The 26,676-nt window shown below is 31.4% G+C and carries 38 protein-coding genes; 15 read left to right on the top strand and 23 right to left on the bottom strand.

Annotation, left to right across the window (positions count from 1 at the left end):
* Window positions 1–81: 81 nt before the first annotated feature.
* The 17 genes from cas2 to B8963_RS15910 form a co-directional block, all read right to left on the bottom strand.
* Complete coding sequence (gene cas2, locus B8963_RS02255; protein ID WP_074537207.1) at window positions 82–387, bottom strand: CRISPR-associated endonuclease Cas2; 306 nt, start codon at window positions 385–387, stop codon at window positions 82–84.
* A 14-nt stretch (window positions 388–401) separates the two neighbouring features.
* The gene (gene cas1 / locus B8963_RS02250; RefSeq protein WP_084059777.1) at window positions 402–1,286 is read right to left on the bottom strand and encodes a type II CRISPR-associated endonuclease Cas1; all 885 of its coding nucleotides are present in this window, start codon (window positions 1,284–1,286) and stop codon (window positions 402–404) included.
* A 108-nt stretch (window positions 1,287–1,394) separates the two neighbouring features.
* The gene (locus B8963_RS16220; RefSeq protein ID WP_084059776.1) at window positions 1,395–1,649 is read right to left on the bottom strand and encodes a DUF4236 domain-containing protein; all 255 of its coding nucleotides are present in this window, start codon (window positions 1,647–1,649) and stop codon (window positions 1,395–1,397) included.
* 2 nt (window positions 1,650–1,651) lie between these two features.
* Entirely contained in the window at window positions 1,652–2,560 is a 909-nt protein-coding gene (locus B8963_RS02240) for a hypothetical protein (protein ID WP_084059775.1), read from the bottom strand.
* 4 nt (window positions 2,561–2,564) lie between these two features.
* Window positions 2,565–3,827: an ECF transporter S component gene (locus B8963_RS02235; protein ID WP_084059774.1), complete on the bottom strand. Its 1,263-nt coding sequence runs from the start codon at window positions 3,825–3,827 to the stop codon at window positions 2,565–2,567.
* A 1-nt stretch (window position 3,828) separates the two neighbouring features.
* On the bottom strand, window positions 3,829–4,233 hold the full coding sequence (locus tag B8963_RS02230; RefSeq protein ID WP_084060693.1) for a hypothetical protein: 405 nt from the start codon (window positions 4,231–4,233) through the stop codon (window positions 3,829–3,831).
* 4 nt (window positions 4,234–4,237) lie between these two features.
* Complete coding sequence (locus B8963_RS02225; RefSeq protein ID WP_084059773.1) at window positions 4,238–4,543, bottom strand: excalibur calcium-binding domain-containing protein; 306 nt, start codon at window positions 4,541–4,543, stop codon at window positions 4,238–4,240.
* 1 nt (window position 4,544) lies between these two features.
* Window positions 4,545–4,739, bottom strand: a complete 195-nt coding sequence (locus tag B8963_RS02220) for a YegP family protein (protein WP_084059772.1) — start codon at window positions 4,737–4,739, stop codon at window positions 4,545–4,547.
* Window positions 4,740–4,841: 102 nt separating this feature from the next.
* Window positions 4,842–5,384 carry an SH3 domain-containing protein gene (locus tag B8963_RS02215; RefSeq protein ID WP_084059771.1) on the bottom strand — a complete coding sequence of 181 codons (543 nt, stop codon included), beginning with the start codon at window positions 5,382–5,384 and terminating at the stop codon, window positions 4,842–4,844.
* A 77-nt stretch (window positions 5,385–5,461) separates the two neighbouring features.
* Window positions 5,462–5,581: a hypothetical protein gene (locus B8963_RS16175; RefSeq protein WP_317043698.1), complete on the bottom strand. Its 120-nt coding sequence runs from the start codon at window positions 5,579–5,581 to the stop codon at window positions 5,462–5,464.
* A 21-nt stretch (window positions 5,582–5,602) separates the two neighbouring features.
* Complete coding sequence (locus tag B8963_RS16170) at window positions 5,603–5,815, bottom strand: hypothetical protein (RefSeq protein ID WP_317043674.1); 213 nt, start codon at window positions 5,813–5,815, stop codon at window positions 5,603–5,605.
* Window positions 5,816–5,822: 7 nt separating this feature from the next.
* Window positions 5,823–6,356 carry a hypothetical protein gene (locus B8963_RS02205; protein WP_084059770.1) on the bottom strand — a complete coding sequence of 178 codons (534 nt, stop codon included), beginning with the start codon at window positions 6,354–6,356 and terminating at the stop codon, window positions 5,823–5,825.
* An 18-nt stretch (window positions 6,357–6,374) separates the two neighbouring features.
* Window positions 6,375–6,524 carry a hypothetical protein gene (locus tag B8963_RS16000; protein WP_200810816.1) on the bottom strand — a complete coding sequence of 50 codons (150 nt, stop codon included), beginning with the start codon at window positions 6,522–6,524 and terminating at the stop codon, window positions 6,375–6,377.
* Window positions 6,525–6,527: 3 nt separating this feature from the next.
* Complete coding sequence (locus tag B8963_RS15995; RefSeq protein WP_200810815.1) at window positions 6,528–6,665, bottom strand: hypothetical protein; 138 nt, start codon at window positions 6,663–6,665, stop codon at window positions 6,528–6,530.
* A gap of 116 nt (window positions 6,666–6,781) precedes the next feature.
* Entirely contained in the window at window positions 6,782–7,447 is a 666-nt protein-coding gene (locus B8963_RS02200) for a DNA-binding response regulator (protein ID WP_084059769.1), read from the bottom strand.
* A 12-nt stretch (window positions 7,448–7,459) separates the two neighbouring features.
* Entirely contained in the window at window positions 7,460–9,400 is a 1,941-nt protein-coding gene (locus B8963_RS02195) for a tetratricopeptide repeat-containing sensor histidine kinase (RefSeq protein WP_143312445.1), read from the bottom strand.
* 80 nt (window positions 9,401–9,480) lie between these two features.
* Window positions 9,481–9,645 (bottom strand): hypothetical protein, encoded by a 165-nt coding sequence (locus B8963_RS15910; RefSeq protein ID WP_159447267.1) that lies wholly within the window; start codon window positions 9,643–9,645, stop codon window positions 9,481–9,483.
* Between the two features lie 352 nt (window positions 9,646–9,997).
* Here B8963_RS15910 and B8963_RS02190 point away from each other — a divergent pair, with 352 nt between their 5' ends.
* The 9 genes from B8963_RS02190 to B8963_RS02155 all read left to right on the top strand — a co-directional run bounded on the left by B8963_RS02190 (window position 9,998) and on the right by B8963_RS02155 (window position 18,251).
* On the top strand, window positions 9,998–10,948 hold the full coding sequence (locus B8963_RS02190) for a hypothetical protein (RefSeq protein ID WP_084059767.1): 951 nt from the start codon (window positions 9,998–10,000) through the stop codon (window positions 10,946–10,948).
* Between the two features lie 533 nt (window positions 10,949–11,481).
* Window positions 11,482–11,622, top strand: a complete 141-nt coding sequence (locus B8963_RS15825; RefSeq protein WP_143312443.1) for a peptidase m28 — start codon at window positions 11,482–11,484, stop codon at window positions 11,620–11,622.
* Complete coding sequence (locus tag B8963_RS02185) at window positions 11,588–12,130, top strand: hypothetical protein (protein WP_159447266.1); 543 nt, start codon at window positions 11,588–11,590, stop codon at window positions 12,128–12,130. Before B8963_RS15825 ends, B8963_RS02185 begins: the two co-directional genes overlap by 35 nt.
* Window positions 12,111–12,422, top strand: coding sequence for a hypothetical protein (locus B8963_RS02180; RefSeq protein WP_084059765.1), 312 nt, complete (start codon window positions 12,111–12,113; stop codon window positions 12,420–12,422). The genes B8963_RS02185 and B8963_RS02180 overlap by 20 nt, the downstream gene beginning before the upstream one ends.
* Window positions 12,423–12,570: 148 nt before the next feature.
* A complete protein-coding gene (locus tag B8963_RS02175; RefSeq protein WP_084059764.1) occupies window positions 12,571–13,083 on the top strand; it encodes a hypothetical protein in 513 nt (170 codons plus the stop codon).
* Between the two features lie 194 nt (window positions 13,084–13,277).
* Window positions 13,278–16,373 (top strand): PAS domain-containing protein, encoded by a 3,096-nt coding sequence (locus B8963_RS02170; RefSeq protein WP_084059763.1) that lies wholly within the window; start codon window positions 13,278–13,280, stop codon window positions 16,371–16,373.
* Between the two features lie 19 nt (window positions 16,374–16,392).
* The gene (locus B8963_RS02165) at window positions 16,393–16,815 is read left to right on the top strand and encodes a response regulator (RefSeq protein ID WP_084059762.1); all 423 of its coding nucleotides are present in this window, start codon (window positions 16,393–16,395) and stop codon (window positions 16,813–16,815) included.
* Between the two features lie 10 nt (window positions 16,816–16,825).
* A complete protein-coding gene (locus B8963_RS02160) occupies window positions 16,826–17,872 on the top strand; it encodes a PAS domain S-box protein (RefSeq protein WP_084059761.1) in 1,047 nt (348 codons plus the stop codon).
* Entirely contained in the window at window positions 17,847–18,251 is a 405-nt protein-coding gene (locus tag B8963_RS02155; protein ID WP_084059760.1) for a response regulator, read from the top strand. Before B8963_RS02160 ends, B8963_RS02155 begins: the two co-directional genes overlap by 26 nt.
* 14 nt (window positions 18,252–18,265) lie before the next feature.
* On the opposite strand, the gene B8963_RS02150 is transcribed toward B8963_RS02155, so the two are convergent.
* On the bottom strand, window positions 18,266–18,844 hold the full coding sequence (locus B8963_RS02150; protein ID WP_084060692.1) for a precorrin-2 dehydrogenase/sirohydrochlorin ferrochelatase family protein: 579 nt from the start codon (window positions 18,842–18,844) through the stop codon (window positions 18,266–18,268).
* 148 nt (window positions 18,845–18,992) lie between these two features.
* Here B8963_RS02150 and B8963_RS15990 point away from each other — a divergent pair, with 148 nt between their 5' ends.
* From B8963_RS15990 to B8963_RS02125, 6 genes are all read left to right on the top strand, one after another.
* Window positions 18,993–19,166, top strand: coding sequence for a hypothetical protein (locus tag B8963_RS15990; RefSeq protein ID WP_200810814.1), 174 nt, complete (start codon window positions 18,993–18,995; stop codon window positions 19,164–19,166).
* Between the two features lie 71 nt (window positions 19,167–19,237).
* The gene (locus B8963_RS15985; RefSeq protein ID WP_200810813.1) at window positions 19,238–19,501 is read left to right on the top strand and encodes a VOC family protein; all 264 of its coding nucleotides are present in this window, start codon (window positions 19,238–19,240) and stop codon (window positions 19,499–19,501) included.
* Window positions 19,502–19,512: 11 nt separating this feature from the next.
* Window positions 19,513–19,926 carry an SRPBCC family protein gene (locus tag B8963_RS02140; RefSeq protein WP_084059759.1) on the top strand — a complete coding sequence of 138 codons (414 nt, stop codon included), beginning with the start codon at window positions 19,513–19,515 and terminating at the stop codon, window positions 19,924–19,926.
* Window positions 19,927–19,937: 11 nt separating this feature from the next.
* The gene (locus B8963_RS02135) at window positions 19,938–20,306 is read left to right on the top strand and encodes an iron chaperone (protein ID WP_084059758.1); all 369 of its coding nucleotides are present in this window, start codon (window positions 19,938–19,940) and stop codon (window positions 20,304–20,306) included.
* Between the two features lie 69 nt (window positions 20,307–20,375).
* Complete coding sequence (gene hemN / locus B8963_RS02130) at window positions 20,376–21,737, top strand: oxygen-independent coproporphyrinogen III oxidase (protein WP_084059757.1); 1,362 nt, start codon at window positions 20,376–20,378, stop codon at window positions 21,735–21,737.
* Between the two features lie 10 nt (window positions 21,738–21,747).
* A complete protein-coding gene (locus B8963_RS02125) occupies window positions 21,748–22,575 on the top strand; it encodes a universal stress protein (RefSeq protein WP_084059756.1) in 828 nt (275 codons plus the stop codon).
* 58 nt (window positions 22,576–22,633) lie between these two features.
* Here B8963_RS02125 and B8963_RS02120 read toward each other — a convergent pair whose 3' ends face one another.
* The 5 genes from B8963_RS02120 to B8963_RS02100 form a co-directional block, all read right to left on the bottom strand.
* Complete coding sequence (locus B8963_RS02120) at window positions 22,634–23,023, bottom strand: group III truncated hemoglobin (RefSeq protein ID WP_084059755.1); 390 nt, start codon at window positions 23,021–23,023, stop codon at window positions 22,634–22,636.
* 31 nt (window positions 23,024–23,054) lie between these two features.
* Window positions 23,055–23,759, bottom strand: a complete 705-nt coding sequence (locus tag B8963_RS02115; protein ID WP_084059754.1) for a sulfite exporter TauE/SafE family protein — start codon at window positions 23,757–23,759, stop codon at window positions 23,055–23,057.
* Window positions 23,760–24,206: a FixH family protein gene (locus B8963_RS02110; protein WP_084059753.1), complete on the bottom strand. Its 447-nt coding sequence runs from the start codon at window positions 24,204–24,206 to the stop codon at window positions 23,760–23,762. It lies immediately after the preceding gene.
* 70 nt (window positions 24,207–24,276) lie between these two features.
* Window positions 24,277–25,695, bottom strand: coding sequence for a cytochrome c oxidase accessory protein CcoG (gene ccoG, locus B8963_RS02105; protein WP_084059752.1), 1,419 nt, complete (start codon window positions 25,693–25,695; stop codon window positions 24,277–24,279).
* Between the two features lie 32 nt (window positions 25,696–25,727).
* On the bottom strand, window positions 25,728–26,672 hold the full coding sequence (locus B8963_RS02100; RefSeq protein ID WP_084059751.1) for a cbb3-type cytochrome c oxidase N-terminal domain-containing protein: 945 nt from the start codon (window positions 26,670–26,672) through the stop codon (window positions 25,728–25,730).
* Window positions 26,673–26,676 lie beyond the last annotated feature (4 nt).

Below are 26,676 nucleotides of genomic sequence, written 5' to 3'. Positions count from 1 at the left end.
TTAAGAATTTAAAAGAAAATATCGTTAAAAAAAATGCTTCTTTTTTGCAGTGATAAGGCAAGATTGAGGCATTTTTTGTTTTTAAAACAATTCTAATTGCATTGGCGGTGGAGGTTTAGGTACTTCAGCTCTGCCCCAGAAATTTAAAATATTACCAAACTGTTTATCTGTAATACGCAAAACACTCACTTTCCCAAATGGTGGTAATAATGAATTTATTCGTTTTTCATGAACATCTGCACTTTCGCTACTTGCGCAATGTCTGGTGTAAACGGAATATTGCATCATGTCAAAACCATCTTTTAAAAGATTTTTTCTAAAACCAGCTGCATTTTTTCTATCCTTTGCGGTTTCAGTAGGTAGGTCAAAAAATACAAATAACCACATAATTCGGTAACCGTTTAGTTCCACAATTTAGCGTACTTAATTTTTTTTCGTTCCCCAGTATAACATTGTTGTAATGAGCTAGCCGTTTTTTGTAAAGCAACCATTAAGGGGCTTTTTTCATCTTTAAAATAAACGGTTCGCGTAAGAATATTTAAAAGCTCGGATTTTATCAAAGTATTTAAGTCTTGTTCGTCGTATTGTTGCATCAAATTATATACACATTCATCAACTAACGGTCTATAAGGCTCCATTATATCATCGGCTAATGCGAAAGCATTGTATTTGTTTTTATGGTGTATTCCTAGAGTGTTTAATAAACCGCTACCCGATAATGCCCTAGCAGTTGCTGCTCTCAAAATAGCATATCCGTAGTTTAAAAAATTGTTAGGATACTCGCCAAAACGTTCTCGTTTAAATCCTGCATCAAAAAAAGATTTCCAATAAAAATTCGCAGCTACACCTTCCATATTGGAGGTGTCACCACTTAATACTTTTGACGATAAAAATTCGAACTTATTTTTATGTTTAGTTATTTGTTCTAGTAAAATTCCTTGATTTTTTATTTTTTCTTGCACAGTTTGTTGCCAGAGTTTTTTCTTTAAAGGGGCACTGGCTTCAATTTGATAGGCGAAAAGCTGTTGTTGAATATGATGACTATTTAAGTTTAAGAACATGCCATTTGGTAAGTGTACTTTATTACATAAAATAACTCCTGAATTATTTTCAATTAAATAATTTAATGCTGGTATGGTAATGTATGTTTCCGGATGATCAATAACTATAAAACCAATATCTTCAATTGGAATTGAGGCTTTTCGATCTGCTGTTTCTATGCAAAGTTGTAAATTTTTACAAGTAATTACTGCTTTCTTCTCAATTAAAATGGAGCGTTTAATCATTTTGAAAATTTTAGAAAGAAGAAGTTTTCACTATATTTTTTAAAAATAATAATCGTATTCTATCTTAATTGCTAATTCTCGGTAAGTCTTCTAAAAGGTTTGGGGAAATCATTTATCAACAATATTTCCTATGAATAATATAATAATAGTCAGAGTTATTAACATGGAAACCAAGCACCCACTATTTTTGGTCCTGGAAAATGTCTTACGGTATGTTAGGCCAGGAATTCCTGTTTTAATTGAATATCCTTTTGAACTTAAACTGCCACTTTTTGTTCTAACGCTAGGTGAGATTCCCGATTTGCTGATATTTACTCCTAAACCTTTAATTATTTTGACTCTTTTATTAAATCTGATTGCCATAATTATTCCTTTAAAATAAAATCACGAATCACTTTTTCCATGTTAGATGGCATATCTGCCTGTTTTATTTCGAATTTCTTAACTTTCATTTCCACTAACCATTTACTCCAATATGCTCTAATCACATCTTCTTCATAAGGATTTTTATCATCAGGATTAATGCCTAAAACCAATACCTCTAAATTGGAAAGATTTTCATTTGCAGTTACAAAGCCATAATCTTGCTGATCAAATTTCTTTTTCCAACCAGATTTGTTAAAGCCAAAACTTTTAATGTCTTGTGGTGTTAGGTGTGTAGTTCTATTGCCTTCTCTTATTAAAGCGTCTTTATGATAAATATATCCATCAGTTAAAACCACTAGAATATTTCTGTAACCATTTTCTACGCAATAATCATCCACTTTATTTTTGAAAAACCGCCAAGTATCAGAGCCAACATAATGATCATCTTTAATTGCTGCTTCATAAATAAGTGTTGTAATACTATCATATTTTTTGCAGGTTTCTAAAATACCTTTTTTAGTAACCACATCTTTATTGAAGTATATTTTAAGCTTATTAAGCTTTTCGTTTAAATTTTTATCTGAGGGTTCTGGGTCTATAAATACTTGAATTTTATCATCAATTTTAATCATTTTTTTATTCATGATATGTGATTCAAAATTCACCGCAATGGACTTTAAATAACCAACATCTCTCATATAATATTCCATCGCTGGGGCAGGGTATTTTTCAGGGTTTATTCTGTCTGACAAATCCAGGAGTATACTAATATTTAAATTATCAATCGCAGATACCTTGGGAAAATCGTGCTCATGAATAAGTTCTTCAGCCTTAGGTTCATCTTTACAAGAAGTGATAACAAAGGATAAAAGCATTAGTGCGGTTAGGAATTGGAAATTCTGTTTCATTTTATTAGTTTACAAGTTTATATAATCGCCCTTCATAACTTTCATCCGCAATGTCATGTTCTTGCAAATGTTTTTTCTCCTCAGCAGTACAGAGTGATAGTAATTGCTCTCTTCTTTTTAAATCGTCAAAATTATCAGCTATTCCAAGAAACCATCCTTTTACATATTCTGCATGATAAGTTAGGTAGTGTTTGTTGGAAAATACAAAGCCATCAATTGTTCTTTGTAAATCGTTAATTTTTCCCTCTATTCCTGAAATATCTTCCTTTATTGGGTTTAATTTTTCTGTCTGTGAAATAATTTCTAGTTCACAATTTTTGATATCTTCTCTTTTAGACCTAATAAATGTTTTTATTTTATCGAAGTTGTCATATTCTTTCATAATAAAGTCAAACACCAACCCCCAAATAATATAAACTACGAAACCTGCAAAAATAATACCCCAAAATTCTGCTTTTGTAAAAGCTATTTGTACGTTAAAATCAGGTGAGTTAAGTGTCTTCTCAATATCATATATTTTCTTTTCAATTTGATATGCAAGTATTGCGTCAAAAATAAAAGTGACTATAAACAAAGTTGCTATCTTAACATATGAAAGCCAGTTTTTATGTTTTTGAAACATATGAATTAAATACCCCAAGCCCATAAATGCAAAAGGAATGGTAGCCACAAAAACACCTTCTAACCAGCCATCATCAATTGCTTTTGTTAATGCATTGGCATCAAAAATGGCATTGGTTAGTTGGTCAGTATCGAATGTTTTGAAAAATGCAGAATAGGAGGCAGATATATAAAAAACTAATAGATAAAATGTGATAGGAATCAAAACAATCAAGCCAAGATAAAATTGTGCTTTTGGTTTTTTATCAACATCCTCTACATATTTTTCTGGATTATGTTTTACTTCGGATATTTCACTTTTGAAAATTGAAATCTTATTTTCCAAAGCTGCAATACCTTCTTCGATAATGTCCTTTACTGTTTTTCTTTTCTTTAATTCAATTTCATACTTACTTTTTTCTTGAACATAAGGTTCCTTCAATTCTTTCTGGAGCTTTTCATCTTCACGGCATTTACCCTTATAATCCATGTAAACGTCTTGTAAACAAGCCTTAAATATTGTATGATTTCCTGATGCTTGTTTTGATGAACCATAGCCACTTTCAAAAAAAGAAAGTTTAATTTTTTTAACATCTTCCTCTTTAGGTTTAACAATTTCCTTAGGAAGACTTTTTTTTAGTGAGAATATATTTTTTAAAGCACTCATATTAGTCTTGCATTTTAGTAAGTAATTCAGATAAGGAGATTTTTTCTTTTGCATTTTCCAAAAGAAACTCACAGATATCGTCAATGTTCTCTTCCAAAAACTCAAATTTCTTGCAGTACTTTTTTAAGGTATTTATTTCATCGTCTGTAACCACTTGGTCTGCCCAAATCATCAGCGCTAAATCATACAGATACTCGATTTTATCGTCTAAAGATTCTGGAATTACTGACTCTTGAGAAGGGTTTAATAAGATTTCATTTAATTGATCTTTAGTAAGCCCTCTTTCTTCGGCAAAATTGTAAAGCATCTTTAATTCGAGCACATCGAAATTGTCATCTGCAAAAGCCATTTGATACAATCTTAAAAAGTGACTTTTTAGCCCAGTTGATATATTTAATTTATTCATAGTTTTAATATTGTCCATTTTCGCAAGCGATATTGTCATTATCTCTGTCAAGGTTTGAATAGCAACTTTTATCACCATCAAAAGCTGCTTGAGCTTCTGCTTGATTAGAAAAGTCAGCACATTTTTTAGATTCGCAATTAGATTCTGAAGTACAGGAGAGGCCTATTAATCCATGCAAAATTATAAGTAAAATACCTAAACAACCTTTTTTGCTATCTACTTTAAATTTTGTTTTTACACTGCCTTTGTTTACAAAATGACCTTGAACATAAGTTCCATCTTTTTTGTAATACCCTTTACGGTAACTCATTTTAGTTACTGATAGTTAAGTCAATTACTTCTGCGTTAGGAGCATCTCTCTGTACGGCATCAATACCATCTTTACAACTCTGTTTTGAATTATACATCTCGCTCGTTGCTATAATCTCTCCGTTACCTTTTGATCTTAGATTGAAATAAAATTTACCGTTTGAACTTTTCTTGATTTCAAATTTTGGATAAGCCATGATATATAGAATTTATTGATTAATTCTCCAAACCTAAACTCTTTGAAACACAAAACCTTACAGATTTCTGTAATGTAAAAAGATAATAGAACTATGTTTTCGTCATTCCGTACTTACTAAAATGTGATTGTAATAAACAAACCCAATTGTATTAGTCAGATTAACTTTAACTTTCACCCAATTTCCTGTCATCGCAAGAAAAGTAAGATTCTGTTCTTTTTTTAAAACCTCAATTATGGAATAAGAAGTTCCTGGACCGCTCCTTAGATTTAATGCTGTAATATTTACTAATAAGTTTTTTAGATAATACTTGGAAGAAGTGTCATTCGGTAGATCATATGCATTCGTTTTTGATTTGGAGGTATATGAATTTGATTGTTTCTTTTCACTACTAGAATTATGCTTTGGTTTGCTACTTTCTTTAGATTTATAATTTTTCTTTCTTGAACAAACTCCACAAGATCCTCCAGAACTACAATGACCGCATCTACTGCAATTAGTACACGCAGAACAATAACTAGAACCTACACATTTGCCTACAGTTTCTCCACAAGAATAAGCAATAGTAAAATTTTCTTGACTTAAAGAAGAATTAGAAAGTATTACCATAAATGTTAGCATCACAAATTGTTTTATATTTTTCATAAAAAAAGTATTTATTCTATGGGAACTCGAATTTTAGTGTCTTTAATATCCATTTTATTACTAGCCTCTAAATCTGTTTAAAACTGATATTCTATTCCATTGGTTAGTAAAGCAAATCTAGTTTTGGTCGTATGAAAATATCGGAATAGTTGTGAATTATGCGGTTTGAGTTTTTCTTTCCAATTTTTACATTCGATTATAATGCTTGGCTACTGATTTTAGAAAATAGCATAATCAACTTTCTCACCCTTTTTAAGGCCAATATCTGCGGTGAATTCTGGAACTACTTCTGTAGGATTAAAAGAATCATAACCCAAAATATTTATAAAGGGCAATACAAAAGCGGGTTTTATAGATTCCTCTATATCTATTTTATCTTTTAGTTGATTTATTTTTTCAGCTAATGATTTTAGTTGGTTTTGGATTTCCATAAATGTGTTACATTTTGGTTTTTACTTCGTTCAATAATTCTAAAAACAGTTCAAATTCACTTCCTTTTAGCAAAACCAATGATTTCCTGTCATATTTTTCTATTTGAAGATATATCTTCCATTCATTTTTACTCCAATAGCACCCTGCTTCAAATCCACTTCTACTTTTAAAACTAATTTCTGTGTAGTTGGTGGCATTAATCGGTAATACTTTGTTTTTGATTATTATTAAGGACTTGATTAAACCATCAATTTCATCTGAATCTAGCTGTGCTATTTTGGTTTCTGTAGAATAAGACCCTTTTATATCGGTTGTAATTCTTAAGGACTTAATGGAATCACCAGAAATCATATTAGTTATTTTTAAAATTATGATTTCGGTGTTATTATTTATTTTTCCAACATCCAGGAATTCCTTTTCTATTAAAGTTCCAGCTTGCGAAGAAAATATTTCTGCATTACTCAATTCCTTACTTTTATCCTGAGATACTCCTAGGCTAAAAATGAGAAGAAAAAAGATAGTATTGATTGATAATTTCATATTATTATTTGAGAAAACTTAATTTTTACAACCATTCTTATCGCAAGTAATTCTATCGCTTGTGTTTATCCAATGACTTTGGTTTTCTGATGTGTTAAAACCGCATCCAGTTTTGCCTCCTTTGGTTCCTGAATGGACTTCATTTGTTGGAGTATGTTTAACTGCCATAATTTATTTTTTTCCTTTTGGTGCTCTTTGAGATAAAGCACTACCAGCTGCTTTTTTACTATCCTTTCCTGTTCTTTTATCTTTTAGAACTTTTGAAGCCGAAGAAGCTGCTTCTTTACTAGTTTTTCTTTGATTTGCCATTTTATAAATATTTATAAATTAATAATACCTCAAACATAAACCCATTAAAAGACAATCCCTTACAGATTTCTGTAAGGGATTAAAATTTGTTTGTCAATAAAAAATAGTAGGCTATATTAAAGTTTACCCTGCTTAATTAGTTTGGCAATAAGGTGATGCGTGTTTTTAGCACCAAATTCATCGAATAGTTTACTTACCTTTTTATCAATAGTACTTTCACTATTGGGTGAAATATTTAGTTTTTTAAGTTTTTCTGATATTTCTTTTTTTGTAAGGCCTTCAGCCAAATCCTTTAATATCATGATGTCATATTTGTCCATCTCAAAAACACTATTGGAAGAATTCAAATTTAATTGTGGGGAGACAAACGTTCTATTTTGATAAACTTCTTGAATACCTTCAAGAAGTTCATTTAAACTATTTCTACCTTTACAGACATATCCATTAATTTTTTGATCTTTAAATAATGCATTTATTTCTGTAGGATTTTCTATCATAGAATTTACAATGATCTTAATGTTTTTATCAACACCTCTAATCGCTTTTATTAAATCTATTCCTGATGTTAATCTACGATCTACATGGCTTTCTTTAAATGTTAGATCTGATATTAATAACTCGTAAGGTTCTCCTTTTTCAAAGGCTACTTTAAATCTATTAAATGCTTTATCACAATAGAGCTCTTCTTGTATTATGTCAATTTGAAGATTTACTTCCAATGCATGTACAATTCCTTTATTAGTGTCTTGAAAATCTTCTGCGATTAGTATTTTTTTAAACATTATTAATGCTTTTTAATTCGGAATTTCTATTTGAGCTTCAAAGCCACGCCCTTTGTCTGATTCAAAAATAATAGTTCCGCCAATAGCTTCAATACGCTTTTCTGTATTCATAAGACCATTTTTAAAATTTAAGTCAGTTTTTGAAGCACCAACACCATTATCCATGAAACTAACCTTTAGTGTTTTTTTTGATTGTTCAAAAGCAACAGAAACTAAACTTGCACCGCTATGTTTTTGCATATTAATCATTAATTCTTGAAGAATTTTAAATAAAGTTTTCTTTGATAATGACGATAGTTTTGACCAATTTAAATCTGAACTACCAGATACTATAAGTTTTGTGTTTTTGCAGTAATTACCCATCATTCCAATTAGAGACTCCTTAAAATTTGGACCTGTATCTACATCATTTATTTCTCTTGAAAAATCTCTACTTTGATTGTAAAGCCCATCAAGCGTATCCAGTAATTTTAATTTGTCGGAGTCGTTTTGAACTAAAAGCATTGCATAGTTAAGTTTTCCTCCAAAGTCATCATGTAGTTTTCTCGAAAGCTCTGACTCGGTTTCATATGTAGCTTCTAATTTTGCAGTTTTGTTTTTTTGCTTTAATCGTTTCGATCTTTGCACCAATATGTAGGTCGAAAAAGCGAATATTAAAAATAGAAACCCCCCAAATGCATAAGTAAGCTTTCTTTTGTTTTGTTGATTTGTTACTTCTAATTTCTGCTCTGCATTCTCTTTCTCCAAACGTAAATTAGCTTCTTGTATTAATTTGTCGTCGTATTTGTATTTTGCAAATTGTGTTTTTACTTTTAATTCTTGGGCATATAGGCTGTCTTGTAAAAAAACGTAACGGTTCTTTAGTTTAAGATTATATGGCTCCAATTCCATAAGTTGTTTTAAGGCGTCTTTTTCAGCTCTAGGATTTTTTAATTTTTTTGCTAATATGAAAACAGAATCAAGATAGATATTTGCTTTTTTTGAATTTGAATTGGAATATACTTCTCCTAAATGTGTATAACTAGCAATTTGCCCCCTTAAATCATTGTTTTTAATTCTTATATTAAGGGCAACTAAGAGTTTTAATTTACTTTCATTTTTACCCGATAGCCATTCGGCGTATGCTATGTTATCTAAAACTCTAGCATATTCATTTGGTTTTTCGCTAAGTAATGAATCCTTAACTAATTCAGTTAATAAATTAAGTGCTTCGTTATAGTTTTTATTGTCTATATATGTTGCGGAAAGATTATTGTTGATAACAATTCTATCCGCTTTATTAATTGAAAATGCTAAAGCCTTTTTGTAATATTTAATTGCGTCTTCATGATTGAGTAATTTTCGGTGATTTGTAGCTAAGCCGTTAAATGAAGAAACAATATAGTTAGTGTCTTTTTCTTTATTTAGATATTTCAAAGCTTCAGTGATTGTTTCTTTACTGCCAAAAAAATCCCCTTGATTTTTCTGAATTATACCCATTTGTAACAAATTTTTACCTACCCAACTACTATCCTTTAAATATTGAAAATGATTCTTGGAAAGATTATAATTTATAAATGCACTATCGGGATTATGGGCAACTTCATCAAAATAAAATCCTTTTAGGTAGAATTGCTTAGCAAGCCTTGATTTTAGGTTGTTTCTTTTCGAATAATTTATCAATGAATCACTAAATAATAGAAGACTATCATATTCCGCCAATGAATAATGAACTAGATTTTTTTGATATAAAACTTTGGCTAATAAAGTGTCATTGTCATTAATTTTCGCATAATACAAGGATTTATTTATGGCTTCTTGCTTTTGCCTTAAGGACATTTTGTTGTCGAGTGAAATATTGTAATACAACTGAGTGCTATCTATATTTTCGTCTTTTTTATCTGATTGTTTATTTCTTTCATATTCACATGATCCAAAAATAATTATCACCAAGACGATTAAAATATTTCGCAAATTGTTTTTTGTTTAAATGTATTAAAAAAGGAGTTATACTTAATATAGAATAACTCCTTTTGTAAAATAATCATGATCTATTAAACTGGGTCTGGAGGAGGTGGTGGTGGTTTAATATCACCATCATCCCCTTCAGTGGCATTAGTTTCATAAATTAAATCGCTCTGAGTAGATGTGTCCTTTGTACAAGAAAATAAAAATGTATTTAAAACAATTGCCAATACGGCTATAAAAACTTTTTTCATAATTTAAAAATTTTGAGATTAAACAAAGGGGTTGCTGTCCGTGCTTTCGCCCGAAAGTTTTTTGGGTACAACAACCCATTGAAAATTTTAGGATTACTCCTTTGTTTTTGAGAAGTAGAAATTGTAATGCAGCGGCTTTTAACTACTTCTCAACCGGCTAATTACCAACCGCATTACAGATTTCCGTATTAGCTAGTTTTGTACATTTGTTATGTTAGCATTTCATAACAAGAACTTGCTGATGGGACAAAATTAATATGGCTAAAAAGCAATAACTTTATATGATTCAGGAAATTCCAGTAGTTCTTAAGAATTCCATTGAAATTCCAATAATTCCAACCAAATAGTTGAAATGAAAACATTTGAAACATATAAAAAAGAGATATTAGAGAAGTATAAGTTAGAAAATGGAGGAGAGGTTAGTATCTATATGGCCAAGCCAACATCTGCTAACATAAGGGCTGCTTGTGTTTTACTTTTGAACAAAAGAAATTCAATTAAGGATGATCACATTCTAAATCACTTTTTTCAATTTAAAAATGAGAATAATAAATTAAAAGAGATACAGGATTTTGATGTGGATAAATTTAAGCCGATTGTTAATTTTCTTAAAGGAAGAGCAAAAAATACAAGCACTCAGAATATTGAGTTAATTAGTTGGCTGATTGATTTTCAACCTAGGCCGCTACAGGAATATTTAAGAAATACAAGTTATTCTGGAACAAATACGGAAAACCGTATATATGAACGTGAAATTAAGTACACTGTGGACGCTGTGAATTTATTGCATGAAAACTCAAATAAAGAAGACACTCTAAAAGTAAAAAAGAATCAAATAAAACAAAATAAATGGCTGTTTTTAGGGTCTTTTTGTATTGTTTTTTTAATAATATTAATGACTTGGTTGTTAAATACAAAAGGAAATTTTAATCAAAGTCTAATAGATAAAACTATAAATACTGAATTAGAAAATCGTTGTATGACATGGGCTATAAATCATTACGAAGAAGTTTCATGCAATACAAGGCCTTATTCCAAATATGGAACGGAAGTTTTAAGTTATGAAGATGTGAAAATTAAAAATTTTAAAAGAATAGATGTCAATATGGCGACTGATTTTTTTGCGCCAGTAACCAACAAACCTTTGATATGGTATTCAAAAAATAAAAACGGAGAAATAGAATATTTTACGAGCCCAGGACTTCACCCAATAACGGGTAAAACATTGGATGAAATTACACCATACATTATTCAGAAATATGTGCCTTTACATTCGAATGATAAAGACTCTTTTGTTAAGTAAAAACTGAATTTTATTTTTTTGGTATTAAAAATCATCAAATTGTACAAACCAAAATGTTAAAAATGTTAAAGTTTTTTCGCGGTGAGTAAAGTGGTGAGTAACAAAAATGAAGGTCTGAAAATGCCCATAAAAGCAGGGGTTTTTGTCTAAAGTTCAAAACCCGTCCGGACCGCCAACAAATCCTCAACAATAGTTGAGGATTTTTTTTTGCCTTTTTTTATACACTTTCCCTTATTGTTTTTGATTTTAGTATTAGCGATTACTCCGACATCTTATTTTCCGAAAGTAATATATGCTTGTAAGAATTTTTAGTATTCAAATAGCACCAAATAAAGCAATAAAAACCCCTTATACTATAGTAATGCTCTGAAGTTGTAACAGTAATATATTTTTTTATCCGTAATGCATTTTATGAAATAAACTACGTATATTGTAAGGCATAATTTATGTATTTCATCGAAAGTTCGTATTAAAATACAATTATAATAGTGTTTAAGGTGTTAAGGTAAAATATTAACCTTAAATCTTTTAAGATGAAACACTTTAAAACTATTATGATTCTTGCTATTTTTTCACTTGTAGTGACTTCGTGCACTTCAAGTACAGCTAGTGATGACGACAAACTGTATGAACAGAGCATTGACAAGAAAGATATTAAAAATAGAGACACCTAGACTAAAATTAGGTTTGCTGGAGATAGAAAAATCTCCAGCATTTTCTATTTTTGGTTCTATGAACAAAAGAACTCTATTAAACTTTTTGATTTCTCTTGGAATCATTTTTTCTTCCATAATAAGTTACTTTCACGATATTCTTACCAACAAGGATGGCGAATTAAGAGATTGGGTTCCCAATCTTGGTCTTGTAGACGCAATTAAAGACAGTGAAGGATATCCCTTAGGATTCACTAATTACCGAGTTTTACTTTATATTTTAGGTCTAAATATTGCCATGCACATAGGCTATTTAGGATGGTATTTTGCTGCGAAAGGCAAGCCATATCGGTTTTTTATACTTGTACCTGTTTTTATAAGTCTTTACCAAATTATAATTAATTTACTTAATCAGCGCTCAAGTGTACTAAATGATGTGAGTACAAAATTCATAATTACAATAGTGATTATCATTGCTATAGTTTTAAATTTTTATTTACGAAAGAATAATGAAAAAAATACTTATTAGAATTTTAGAAGAGTCTTTTTATACCGGTAATAAAAGTTTTTATAAGTTTTCTGATAAAGTCAATTCGCTAGTAAATGCCATTAATAAAGAGGAAAGACCTTATGGCACAATTAATTGGCGAAGAGTAGAATTAATGTTTGGCGACATACACTCTATTGATGAAGTTGAACAACTTGCGGTAACTTACTCACAAGAATATCATAAATTTAAAGGGCTTACAAAAAATATTGAAAGTCAAGAAGCTATGGCGATTGAAATTATTGAGCATTACGAAAAATTAGGCTTAAAATAATCATATCAATATCACCTCCTTAAATAAATGTTGCTTAGTTGCCTTTAAAACAAGCACTTTACAACCAAAATGTTCTGTTTTACAACAAAAATAATCGTGCTTCTATCAAAGCTTTTAGATTTGATGTCATAATCAACCATATTTTATCATGAAAAAAGCATTTTTAGTAATACTATTTATTTTATCCGCCGCGAATATCAAAGCACAAGAAGGACTTAAATTTGGAATTCAAGGAGGAATACCTTTAGAAGAATTTAATGATGAAATTGGAGTGGTATTGGGGGCTGATTTTGGACATATGTGGGCATTGGGTGAAACAGTGGATCTAGGTGTAATGGTTGGGTATATTCATGGTTTCCCTGAAAAATTCGGAACGGAAAATGCATTAATAGATTTACCAAGTATTCAATTTATGCCCTTAACTGCATCAGTACGCATCTGGACATCAAATTCATTTTCTTTTGGGGCAAATGTTGGGCAGGCAATTGGTTTAAATGATGGTAATGACGGCGGGTTTTATTACAGGCCGCAAATAGGTTATTTAATGGGTCCAAGTACCGAAGTGAATGTCTCTTATACTTCTATAGGATTAGATAATAGAAACTGGTCAACGGTAACGCTAGGTATTCTTTATACACTGCAAGTAAAGAGGCCTTATTAATAGTGTAATGGTATTTTACATTTCGTTTCGAATGGTTTAAGTAACTATTTAAAAGTTAGAATTTTTACCCAAATCCATTATTTTTTACGTAATTGTAGTCTATATCATAAAACATTAAGTAGAATTACGATAAAAATTAGTATTAACCCTACAAATGTTTTGTATTTTTGATATGATTAACGTGTAGTATCCCATTGAAAAACCAACTAGAAAATAGCGCTATGATTGCAGCTGCATTATGCAACTGCTCTGTAGGGCTAATTACTTTTTCAAAAAATAAGGATATTATTAGTAGGGCTTGTTATGGAAATGAAAATCCACAACAGCTGCTTGACCATCCTATAGTTTCCTACTTATTAAATACTACCGCAAAGCTGCAGGTAATAACTGATCTTAAAGAGTATAGTTTTCCTAACGAGAAAACGGTTCAAAATATTAATTTACCTTATCAATTTTATGCAGGTTTTCCATTAACAAGCCAAGAAGGGGAACATTTTGGCATCCTAAGTGTATGGAATACAACGCCATTGAATTTATCTGAAATTCAAAAAAATTCATTTTTAGCATTATCTAGTCAAATAATTGAATTAATAACCGCTCAAAATAGTCTAAATCAAAAACTTACTATAAATGATCATAGTGCTAAACTAAAGTTTATTGAAAGGGTTTTAAATGATGGCAATATAGGACAATGGGAGCTAGATTTAACAACATTAGAATTTAAACTAAACCACGTATCCAAGCGTATTATGGGATACGATAGGGGAGAATTTATTGATCTTAAATTTAAAACTTTTTTAACCATCGTTTATCATGATGCAGTGGCAGAGTCACTGGATTTTTTAGAGAAGATTAGAAATAATAAAATAGAAAGCTATCAACATACTATTAGAATTAAACACAAAAAAGGCTATTGGAGTTGGACCAAAATAATAGCCAAAGTAGTTAAAAGAAACTCGAAAGGGGATCCTTTAGTACTCGCAGGCAGTATGCAAGATGTTCATGATTTTAAGACTACCGAACTGCAATTAAACACCATTATTGAAACCATTAACTGTGTCGCATTTCGTCATATTTTCTTTAAAGATGGTACCCAAGAAATAGTACATATGACCAATGGAATATCGCGACTATTAGGTCTGTCGGCTGAAGAGTTTAATAATGATTATAAGGCCGGATGGAAACACGTACATAAAGATGACCGTGAGAATTTAACTAAAATTCTAGAAAAAAGTATTACTTCTTTAGAAGAATGGCAACATGAATGGAGGGTAATTCATTCCGATGGTACCATACGATGGCATAGTGGAATTGGTAAGCCTGTTAAAAATATAAACGGAAGTGTAAGTGTTGATACTGTTATCATAGATGTAACTGCAGCCAAGAATAAAGAAGAGCAGTTAAATTCCTTAAATAATAAACTATTACAAGCGCAAAAAATTGCCAAATTAGGCTATTGGGAGTTTGATTTGGTTAATGATACAGAATATTGGTCAGATAGGATTTATGATATTTTTGGTTTGGAAAAGGGTATTGTTAAGGAAAATCGAGAATTTATTAAAAAAATGGTATATGAAGATGATATGCCAGAAATTTTAAGAAAAAGTCAGGCTGCAATTGCGACAAATAGTGAGTTTTTTACAGAAAATAGAATAAGAAAGCCAGACGGAACAATAATTTGGGTTCGACAAATTGGAAATTTCACCAAAGATAAAAGAGGTAATCCCCTAAAGTTTGAGGGCACAATTCAAGACATTACAGAGTATAAATTAATTTCTCTGGAATTAGAAGAAAGTATTCAGCGCTATAATTATGTAACTAAGGCAACTTCTGATGCCATTTGGGATTTAGATTTTGTAAAAGGCACACTTTTTTGGGGGGATAATTATAAAAAATTATTTGGGCATCCTTCACAAGCTTCTGCACAAGATGAATTAATCTATTGGGAAACTAATATACACCCTGATGATCGAGTAAGGGTAACTGATAGTTTTAACTCTAGTATTGAACAAGGAGAGTATAATTGGATTCAAGAATATCGATTTAAAAATTTTGATAATACCTATTCAAATGTTGTAGATAGGGCATTTATAATTCGAGATGAAAAGGGTGATGCAGTTAGGATGGTTGGTGCCATGAAAGATGTTACAGAGAGTATTAAAAGTATCGAAGAAATTAAACATTCTAATGATCGTTTTAAAATGGTCTCAGAAGTGACCAATGATGCTATTTGGGATTGGAATTTGGTACATGATACTTACTATCAAGGCCCTGGATATCAGAATTTATTTGGATATGATTCGGAAAAAGGAGAGGTAGGTTTCAGTTTTTGGAGCGAAAAAGTACATCCAGAAGATTTGGGTGAGGTACTTGCAGTTACTGACAACTTATTCAAAGATAAAACACAAAGCTATTTTAAGACGGAATACCGTTTTTTAAGAAAAGATGGAACCTATGCTTATGTAGTAAATAAAGGAAGCGTTCTTAGAAATGATGATGGTGAAGTCATTAGAATGTTTGGAGCTATGCATGACGTTACAGAAAGTAAAATGTATGAAGCATCTTTAAAACAATTAAATCAAGACTTAGAAAAACAGGCGGTTGAACTAAGTAGGTATAACCAAGAATTGGAGCAATTTGCTTACGTGGTTTCCCATGATCTTCAAGAACCATTACGAATGATCTCTAGTTTTCTTATGCTCTTGGAAAAAAAGTACACCACTGTTCTTGATGAAGAAGGAAAAAAGTATATTTATTTTGCCGTTGATGGCGCTAAAAGAATGCGACAAATTATACTTGATTTGTTAGATCTCTCAAAAGTTGGAAGAACTAATGAAATAGTGGAAGCTATAGATTTAAATCTTATCATAGCAGAAATTAAAAATAGATTTAATCAAGAAATTAAAGATAAAGAAGCACAGATACATGTTTCTAAAATGCCTGTTATTAAAAGTTATAAGGTATTGCTGGAGCAATTGTTTCAAAATTTGATTGGGAATGCCCTAAAATATCATAAGGAAGGAGTGAATCCAATAATTAAAATTGATTATACGGAAGAATTAACACATCATAAATTTTCTTTTTCGGACAACGGAATAGGAATAGAAAGTCAATATTTTGATAAAATTTTTGTAATTTTTCAAAGGCTTCATGGTAGAAACCAATATAATGGTACAGGAATAGGCTTGGCGCTAGTTAAAAAAATTATTGATTTTGTCGAGGGCGAAATCTGGGTAGAAAGTGAAATTGGCAAAGGAACCACTTTTATATTCACCATTAAAAAAGTATGAATACAAAAAAAATTGACCTATGAAAAGCATTGAAATATTATTAGTAGAAGATAACGAAGGCGATATATTGCTAACTACAGAAGCTTTAAAAAGTTGTAAATTAGATAGTAAACTTAAGGTGGTAAATGATGGTGAAGAAGCATTAGAGTTTATTTATAAAAATGGTAAATACAGCCATGTGAGTACCCCTGATATAATTTTACTTGATGTAAACTTGCCTAAGAAAAATGGACATGAAGTTTTGCAAAAAATAAAAAGCAATGTGCTCTATAAGCATATTCCTATTATAATGTTAACAACATCCTCTTCAAGTGTAGATATTAAAAAAGCCTATGCTAATTATGTAAATTGTTACATAACCAAACCAGTAGAGCCAGAAGATTTTATTGATGCGGTTTCAGAAATAGAAAGTTTTTGGTTAAATCTTGTAGAATTGCCTTAATAGAAGTTATATGCTAAAAGACCCGTTAGATTATACAATTTTGATTATTGAAGATAATCCGGGCGATTTGGTGCTTTTTCAAGAATACCTGAAAAATCAAATAGCCCAACCAACAATATATACTGCCACAAGTTTTAAAGAAGCTAAGGTTATTCTTCTGGATACTACGTTGAAGATAGACCTAATATTTCTAGATCTATCCTTACCAGATAAAAATGGTATAGATTTAATTCATGAAATATTATTCTTAAGTCCAAAAATCCCCATTGTTGTATTAACTGGTTATTCAGATATTCAATTTAGTATTCAGTCCTTAAAACTAGGGATTTCAGATTATTTAGTTAAAGATGAAATTACGGCTCTTTCACTATATAAAAGTCTGCGCTATACAATTGAGCGTAATAAGTATATATTTCAATTAGAGCAATCAGAAAAAAGATATATGGATCTTTTTCATTTGAGTCCACAGCCCATGTGGGTTTATGATTTGGATACATTATATTTTTTAGATGTAAATAAGTCTGCCATAGAACACTATGGCTATTCTTATGAAGAGTTTTTAGCAATGACTATTGAAGATATAAGACCTGCAGAGGATCTAAATTCTTTTAAAGAAATTATTAATGCTACTAAAAAAGATAAGAGTAGAAAATTTAGAGGATTATTTAAACATAAAAAAAAGAACGGTCAAATTATTTCGGTTGAAGTTACAAGTAATCTATTTTCGCATAATGGTAAAACAGTTCGCATAATATTGGCAAATGATGTTACAGAAAGATTAAATTATGTAAAAGCGATTGTTGAGCAGAACGAAAATTTAAAAGAAATTGCTTGGGTACAATCGCATAAAGTAAGAGCCCCATTAGCTAAAATGATGGGCTTAATTAATATATTACAAAATAATGCAGAAGAAGTAGCTAATAACTCCGATTTTTTAAATAATGCATTGCTTAAATCTGCTAACGAGTTGGATTTAATTATACATGAAATTTCTGCTAAAGCATCTGAAATAGAAATAAATAATAAGAAATATGAAATTGGAGATTTTACTGGTTGATGACGATCCTGTGGTGTTGTATTTACACAAAGCAACTTTTAATAAATGTAATTTTCCAAAGCAATTATTTTTTGAAAATGGAAGCTTGGTGTTAGACTACGTATTAGCAAATAAAGATGAAGACAAAGTGTTTTTAATTTTGCTAGATATTAATATGCCAGTAATGAATGGGTGGGAATTTCTTGATGAACTAAATACAATTGCAATTAAACCATTAGTAAAAGTGGTTATAGTTACATCTTCAATTGATAGTGCTGACAAAGATAAAGCTAAAAACTATGACCAAGTTTTTGAATTTATGGAAAAACCATTGCAAGAAAAACTAATTTGCAACCTGAGAAATAATAAAGATTTAGCGCCTTATCTAATACAAGATTAAAGCTCTTGCGGGCATTATTTTTTATTTACTAAACCTTTGGTAAACTCGTTTAGCGTTTCTACTTTTTCCTCAAAATCTCCTTTAATAGTTTTTCTAAATTCGTTTAAATTTTTTACCAAATCATCAATGTTGTCAGGGATAACATCTTCAAAAAATTGACGTAATCTTTTGGCGGTTGTTGGTGATTTACCGTTGGTTGATATAGCAACCTTTACATTGCCCTTCGTTACAATACCTCCCATGTAAAAATCACAAAATGGAGGGTTGTCAGCCACATTTACCAAAATATGCTGTGCTCTACAATCATGATATACTTGCTCATTCACAGGAACATTATCTGTGGTAGCTACAACCATATGTTTATTTTGTAAATACGTCTTATCGTATGGCGCTATTGTCATTTTTATATTAAACTTATTAGCAAGTGCAATGGTGTCATCTCTAAACATAAGCGAAACCATTTCTACATTTGCATCTGGACTAGATTTTAATAAAAAAGTAAGTTTTTCTAGCGCCACGTTACCACCGCCAACAATTAAAATATTTAAGTTGGAAACTTTTAAAAAAATTGGATAAAGATTATTGCGTTCCATTTGTTTATGTTTAATCAATATAATACCTGGAAAGAATAGCAAAGGTAAAAACAAAAGTCAAGATGGGTTCATTAAATAGCTAAATCCTTAGCATGTTATTATAATCAATCATTAAAATTTTTAACTTTATGTAGATTAATATTTGTAGATGATACAACAAGTATGGCTAAACTTGCCAGTTAAGGATATAGAAAAGGCAAAAATATTTTTTAGAGCAATCGGCTTTAAAGAAAACCCTATGCATAAAAACGCTAAGTATTTGGGCAGTTTTTTTATTGGCACCGCCAAAGGGTATAATACCCCAAGGCTTGCCTTGAATTAAAAATTGATTTCGTTTCAATGCCTCGTGGGCTTGCCCCGAGGTAGTTTACCGGAGAAAATAAATTTGTTTTAATGCTCTTTCCAGAAGAAACTTTTAAAACATTTTCCGGAAATGCAGTTTCTGATACTACAAAAGGAAACGAAGTTTTGATAAATTTTGATGCAGAGAGTAAGGAAGAAGTAGATGCAATGGCTGAAAAAGTAAGAAAAGCTGGAGGTAAAATATATGCCGAACCCGGCGAATCTCAAGGATGGATGTACGCGTTTGGATTTGAAGATTGGGATGGTCATCGTTGGAGTATGCTTTATATGGATTTGGCTAAAATGCCCGAATAAAAAATGTAATTATGAAAAATGCTATAACAATTGAAGCAACAATTAGTGCTCCCTTAAGTAAGATTTGGGAATACTGGACACTTCCTAAACACATAATAAATTGGAACAATGCCTCCGATGATTGGCACACCACTAAATCTGAAAACGATGTAAGAACAGGTGGCCGGTTTTTATCTAGAATGGAAGCTAAAGATGGTAGTTTTGGCTTCGATTTTGAAGGGACTTACACCGAAATAGAAAAGCATAAATTAATTTCATATGTTATGGATGATGACCGAAAAGCAACCACAAGCTTTAAAGCATTGAGCGATTATAAAACTAAAATTGTCACAACTTTTGAGGCAGAAGATACAAATCCTATTCAAATGCAAAAAGACGGATGGCAGGCAATTTTAAATAATTTCAAAAAATATACCGAAGCCTAAAAGGTAGCCTTATGGAGCATCAAACACCTAAAACCATTGATGAATATATGCAATTGTTTTCTAAAGAAACCCAAGTTGTACTAGAAGAAATTAGGCAAACCATTAAACAAGAAGCACCAGAAGCAATGGAGGTTATTAGCTATAAAATGCCCGCATTTAAGTATCATGGAATGTTGGTGTATTTTGCAGCATATAAAAACCATATAGGGTTTTATGCTTTGCCATCAGGTAATAAAGAATTTGTAAAGGAGCTTAGTGGTTATAAAACGGGAAAAGGTTCTGTTCAGTTTCCATTAGATAAACCCATGCCATTAGCCTTGATTAGAAAAATTGTAAAATTTAGAGTATTGGAAAATTTAAGTAAGCAGCACAAAAAGTAACTAGTAAACTGACAATTATCATACTTTTTCACTGGTGAGCTATGTAAGTTTGTGGTAAATACTTTTATAATGTGCAGCTTAGTTCAAAAATATAATATTCCAGGTCCTAGATATACCAGTTACCCCACGGTTCCCTATTGGGATATTACTAATTTTTCTGGTAAAAAATGGCAAAAAACACTTCAGAAAAGTTTTTCTGAAAGCAATGCTATAGAAGGAATTAGCCTATACATTCATCTGCCTTTTTGTGAAAGTATGTGTACGTTTTGTGGTTGCCATAAACGCATCACAAAAAGGCATGAAGTTGAAGTTCCTTACTTAAAAACCGTTTTAAAAGAGTGGCAATTGTATTGCAATTTATTTAATGAAAAACCAATTATTAAAGAATTGCATTTGGGCGGAGGAACTCCAACTTTTTTCTCTCCGGAAAACCTAAAATACCTAATAAACGGAATTTTTAAATCGGCAGATAAAGCGGCTGATTATGAGTTTAGTTTTGAAGGTCATCCGAATAATACCACAAAAGAACATTTACAGGCACTTTATGAAGTTGGTTTTAGAAGGGTGAGTTTTGGAGTGCAAGACTACAATGAAAAGGTACAAAAAGCCATACACCGTGTTCAACCTTTTGAAAATGTAGAAAAAGTAACAGAGGCAGCCAGAGAAATAGGGTATACATCTATTGGTCATGATATTATTTTTGGATTACCGCATCAAACTATTCAAGATGTTGAGCATACTATTTTAAAAACAAAAAGCTTAATGCCAGATCGATTGGCTTTTTATAGTTACGCCCATGTGCCTTGGCTTAAAGGTAATGGACAACGCGGTTATAGCGAAGAAGATTTGCCAAGTGCTTCAGCAAAACGTAACCAATATGAAAAAGGTAAAGAATTACTTGCCGAAGTTGGTTATCATGAAATTGGCATGGATCATTTTGCCTTAAAGACTGACAGTTTATATCAAGCCATGGAAAAAGGCAGTTTACACCGGAATTTTATGGGCTATACCGCTTCAAAAACCCAATTAATGATTGGCTTAGGTGTTTCCAGTATTAGTGATAGTTGGTATAGTTTTGCTCAAAATGTAAAAAGTATTGAGGAATATGAGCATTTAGTCAATAGCGATATTATTCCTATTTATAGAGGTCATATTTTAACAGAGGAAGACGAAATCATACGAAAACATATCTTAAATTTAATGTGCCATTTTGAGACTTCTTTTGATAAAAAAGAGGGTGGTTTTCCCGATTTAGAAATTACCTTAGGGAAACTTGAAGAGATTAAAAATGACCAATTAATTGAAATAACAAACAATAAAATTATCGTTACAGAAAAAGGGAAGCCCTTTATTAGAAATATCTGCATGGCTTTTGATATGCATCTTCATAAAAGGGCTCCTGAAACAAGATTATTTTCAATGACCATTTAAAAAAAAGTATATGAAAAATATAATAGTTCCAATAGATTTTTCCATTCAGTCAGAAAACGCGCTTAAAGTTGCGGCAAGTCTGGCAAAAAAATATGGATCCAAAATTTTTGCTTTGCATATGTTAGAGCTCAATCAGGCTTATTTAACTTCTACTGAAGGTTTTCATCCAGAGCAAACTGTATTTTTATTGAAAATGGCTGAAAAACGATTTGCAGAATTTTTAGACAAACCATTTTTAAAGGATATTTCGGTTAAGCCAGTAATTAAGCATTTTAAAGTTTTTAGTGAGGTTAATGAAGTGGCTGAAGCAAATAATGCAGATATCATAATCATGGGATCGCATGGTACCGATGGGTTAATGGAAATATTTGTTGGCTCTAACACCGAAAAAGTAGTGCGTAATGCGGAGGTTCCAGTATTGGTAATTAAGCATGAAATAAAAGATTTTAAGCCTAAAACAATGGTATTCGCATGCGATTTAAAAGAAGAGAACATTAGTGCTTATCAACGCGCAAAATATATTGCTAATCAGTTTGGAGTAGAACTTCATATTGTATACATAAATACTCCAGGAGATAATTTCTTAAGTACGGAAGACATCAAAATTAAAATTGAAAAATTCTCCAGCCTTGTTGGTTCTGAATTCATCAATGTTAAAATATACAATGATTATACGGTAGAACTTGGGGTGCTTAATTATGCAGAAAATGAAAATATTGATTTAATAGGCATGCCTACGCATGGCAGAAAAGGTATTTCTCACTTTTTCATGGGTAGTATAGGTGAAGATGTTGCCAACCATGCTAATATACCAGTGGTGACGTTTAAAATTGAATAGTTGATTTGTTTATATAAGTAGTTGAAAAGGGGAGTGAGTTTAGCGACGCTCCCTTTTTTTATTTAGGTCGGTTAGTGAACATTTGCATATAAAGCATCGTGTTCATTTGTCGTGCTCTATTTTTAGCTATAAAAGCCGTGTCGCCAGTAAATAATTCGTCTATAGTTTCGAACCATAAATTCAACCAAAAACCAAAATGCTCAGGGGATATGGAATAATTCATTTTCTTATCTACTTCATTGTGCACTTCAATAGGATTTCCACGATAGATTCTTTTTAAGAAAAGTTGTGTTTCCCAGAAATCTGTCAATAGTTCTAAATGGCTTTCCCAATCGGTAATAATACCATTAAATATTGGTCCTAAAACTTGGTCTTTCCTAACTTTCGCATAAAAAGATCGCACTAAAAGACTCACATCAGTTCTATTTTCAATCTCTTTTACAGACATACTAAAGGCGGTTTGTTTTTGGTGAAGATACCTAATTATGACATTCCATAGTAGATGAAACGACTTCTGTAACAGGCTTTGGTGAAACATATGGGATACCAAGTCCTAATCCTCTAAGAATAAATAAAGCGCCAATAAGAACTACGAAAATGGGAATTAATTTCTGAATTTTTTGTTTGGCCGAACTTTTTAAAAGGCTGCTAAAATAAATTGCTGATGTCATTAAAGGTATGGTGCCTGCTCCAAACAGCATCATGTAAAAGCTACCCTCTAAAGGGTTTCCCATCGCAATAGCGCCAAACAATGCCATGTAAACCAATCCACAAGGGAGAAAACCATTTAAAAAGCCAATGGTTAAAAAGGTATCGGCTGTTTTTTTCTGAAGCTCTTTTCCTAGTCTGCTTTTAACCTTCGCGATTAATGAATACATTGGTTTAGAAAAATTGTACTTACTAAAAGTTTTATAGGGAATTAGAACCACTATAATCATTAGCACTCCAATAATAATGGATAGTTTTTGTTGCATTCCAAAAACAAATAACCCTTTCCCCAAAAGCCCAAAAATGAGCCCTAATATGCCATAGGCGAGTAATCTGCCAATATGGTATACGAATATTTGCGAAAACTTTTTTAGGTTGTTAGATCTATCTACAGGAAGCATAAAGGCTATGGGTCCACACATGCCTACACAGTGCAAACTACCCATTAGTCCTAATATGATTGCTGATGCTAACATTTAATATGTAATACTTTCTTTGTGTAGGTAATTTTCTTTTTGATCTTCCCAAGATATTTTAATGTCCCAGCGACCATCTAACAAACGTTTGTCAGGTATGAGCAAATGTGAGTTGGATAAACTTATTGGAAAGTCAAAATCCAAGTGTTTATTAGATGGTCTGTAAAGGGACACTGTTCCTTTTACTTCAGATACATTTATGTTTTCAGGAAACTCAATTAATAGTCCTTCTAAGGTTTTAGAAACTTTTAATTTTTTGTCATCTGCATTAGCATTATTTTCAGCGTCAATTTCTTTTTGATACCCTAATTCTGCCTGGTAATATTCCTCCGTCACTAAATCGTGATTAGCACGGTCATCCATATTCATACGCACTACAAAAAATAGGATAAAACTTATGAATGCTATAAAAGCCAATACGATTCCTGTTCCCCAATTTATTTTCATTGCTGTAATATTTTATAGTTAATGGTACTTAAATGTTTATTGAATTTCCAGTTAAACTTGCTAACAGCTCTTATTTATAGCTTCTTGGCGCTAAAAAGGCTGTAGTTGTCGTTTCGATTAATTTATCGCCACTATACACCGCTATTTTAACTTTCTCTTTATCGCTTTTTATGGCACTATTATTAATTTCTATGAATAAGGTTCCTTCAGCAAGTTTTTGAGCAGGGATTTTAAAATCTTTATTTCTAACTAATTTAATAGTTCCTTTATGAGAAATTAATTCAAAATGAATATCCTCGATATCTTTTGTGGTTTTGTTAACCACTTTGTAGGTATATACATTACTTATAATATTACCTTCTTTGTGTTCGTATAATTGTCCGGGGAGTCTTAATACAGTAGCTTCAACATCATTTCTTAAGAAAAGCATACCAACAAGAACTCCAATAAGAATTACTAGAACAGCGGTATACCCTTTTAATCGAGGAGTGAATTTGAATTTTTCTTTTTTTACAATTTCATCTTCACTAGCATATCTAATAAGTCCTTTTGGAAGGTTAACCTTTTCCATTATCGTATCACACTCATCAATACAAGCCGTGCAATTTACACATTCAAGTTGAGTTCCATTACGAATGTCAATACCTGTTGGGCAAACATTTACACATTGAAAACAATCAATGCAATCCCCATGTCCTAATGCGGAACGATCTTCATTTTTTCTCCATTTTTTACGGCCACTTTCTCCTTCACCTCTTTTATGATCATAGGCAACAACAATAGATTTGTTATCTAATAAAACCCCTTGCATTCTGCCATAAGGACAAGCAATTATACAAACCTGCTCTCTAAACCATGCAAAAACAAAGTAAAAAACGGCTGTAAAAATTAACAACGAAACCATAGTGCTAATATGCTGTAGAGGGCCGTCTGTAATGTATTGTATTAAACGATCGCTACCAATTAAGTATGCTAAAAATACATTGGCAATTAAGAATGATATAATGAAAAATATAACCCATTTTAAAACACGTTTTCTAATTTTTTCAGCATTCCATTCTTGACGGTCTAGTTTTATTTGTGCTCCTCTATCTCCGTCGATCCAGTATTCAATTCTGCGAAAAACCATTTCAAGAAAAATAGTTTGTGGACACATCCATCCGCAGAAAATACGTCCAAAAGCTACGGTAAATAAAGCTATAAATATTACCCCGATAATCATTGATATAACAAACAAATGAAAATCTTGGGGCCAAAACGGAAATCCAAAAATATTGAACCTCCGTTCTAAAACATTAAACATTAAAAACTGATTACCATTTATTTTAATAAACGGTGAAGCAACTAAAAATAATAATAACGCATAACTCACATACTTGCGATATTCATAAAATTTACCACTAGGTTTTTTAGGAAATACCCAGGCTCTTTTGCCTTCTTCATTAATGGTACCTATGGAATCTCTGAAATTTTCGCTGTCTTGAGCCATTTTTTACTATTTATACGATCTAACCAATTAATTTAATTCATTACAACGCTGGTTGAATCTACTGCTTGCTCTGGTGTAATTGTGGTTGGAGCAGGAGCATTAGGATCTACCCAAATTTCCCCTTCTGGGTCTTTCGGATTTGCAGGTGTTTTGCCATTTAAAGTAGCTAAAACATAACTTGAAACTTGAGCTATTTCTACTGGTTTTAAGGTTTGTTTCCATGCAATCATACCTTTACCATCTCTACCTCCTTCAGAAACAGTGTGGAATACATTTTTAATGCCACCGCCAAGTATCCAATATTGATCCGTTAGGTTAGGGCCAATACCTCCGCCACCATCTGCCATATGGCAAGCAACACAATTAGATTCGAATATTTTTTGACCAGCACTAAGGTCAGAGGCATCCACTAATAATTCCACTGTACTTTCATCAACAAGGTCTTTAGCAGTCTTTTTATATTCTTCAATTTCTATTTTTGCTGCTGCAACTTCTTGTTCATATTCCAAGTCTTGATTGTAATCGTTAAAAACATGAAAACGAAGTAAGTAAACAACCCCAAAAATTATAGTGGCATAAAACATATAAACCCACCATGGCGGTAACTTGTTGTCTAGCTCACGAATACCATCATAATTATGATCTAAAACAATTTCGCCTTCTGCTTCCATTGGTTTAGAACCAAGCATTTTTTTATAGACTTTCTTACCCCATTGCCATTCCCATTTTTCAGATTTAGCGGTTAAATAGCGCTCTTTTGCCTCGGGAGATAAGGTCTGAAACATAATATTTTCTATGGAACTTAATATCAATTCAATCGCAATTAAAATAATAAGAACCATCAGCATAAAAAACTGTGTGATAGGGTATTTAATAATTGCAGGTTGATCTCCTGAATCTATAAAGTATTCCATTAATCCGAAGATTAAGAAGAATAAAAGTGGGACTCTAATCCACCAAAGTGATTTATTTTTCATAATA

Source organism: Cellulophaga tyrosinoxydans, assembly GCF_900176415.1.
GTDB lineage: Bacteria > Bacteroidota > Bacteroidia > Flavobacteriales > Flavobacteriaceae > Cellulophaga > Cellulophaga tyrosinoxydans.
This window is presented reverse-complemented; position numbering and strand designations above follow the sequence as displayed.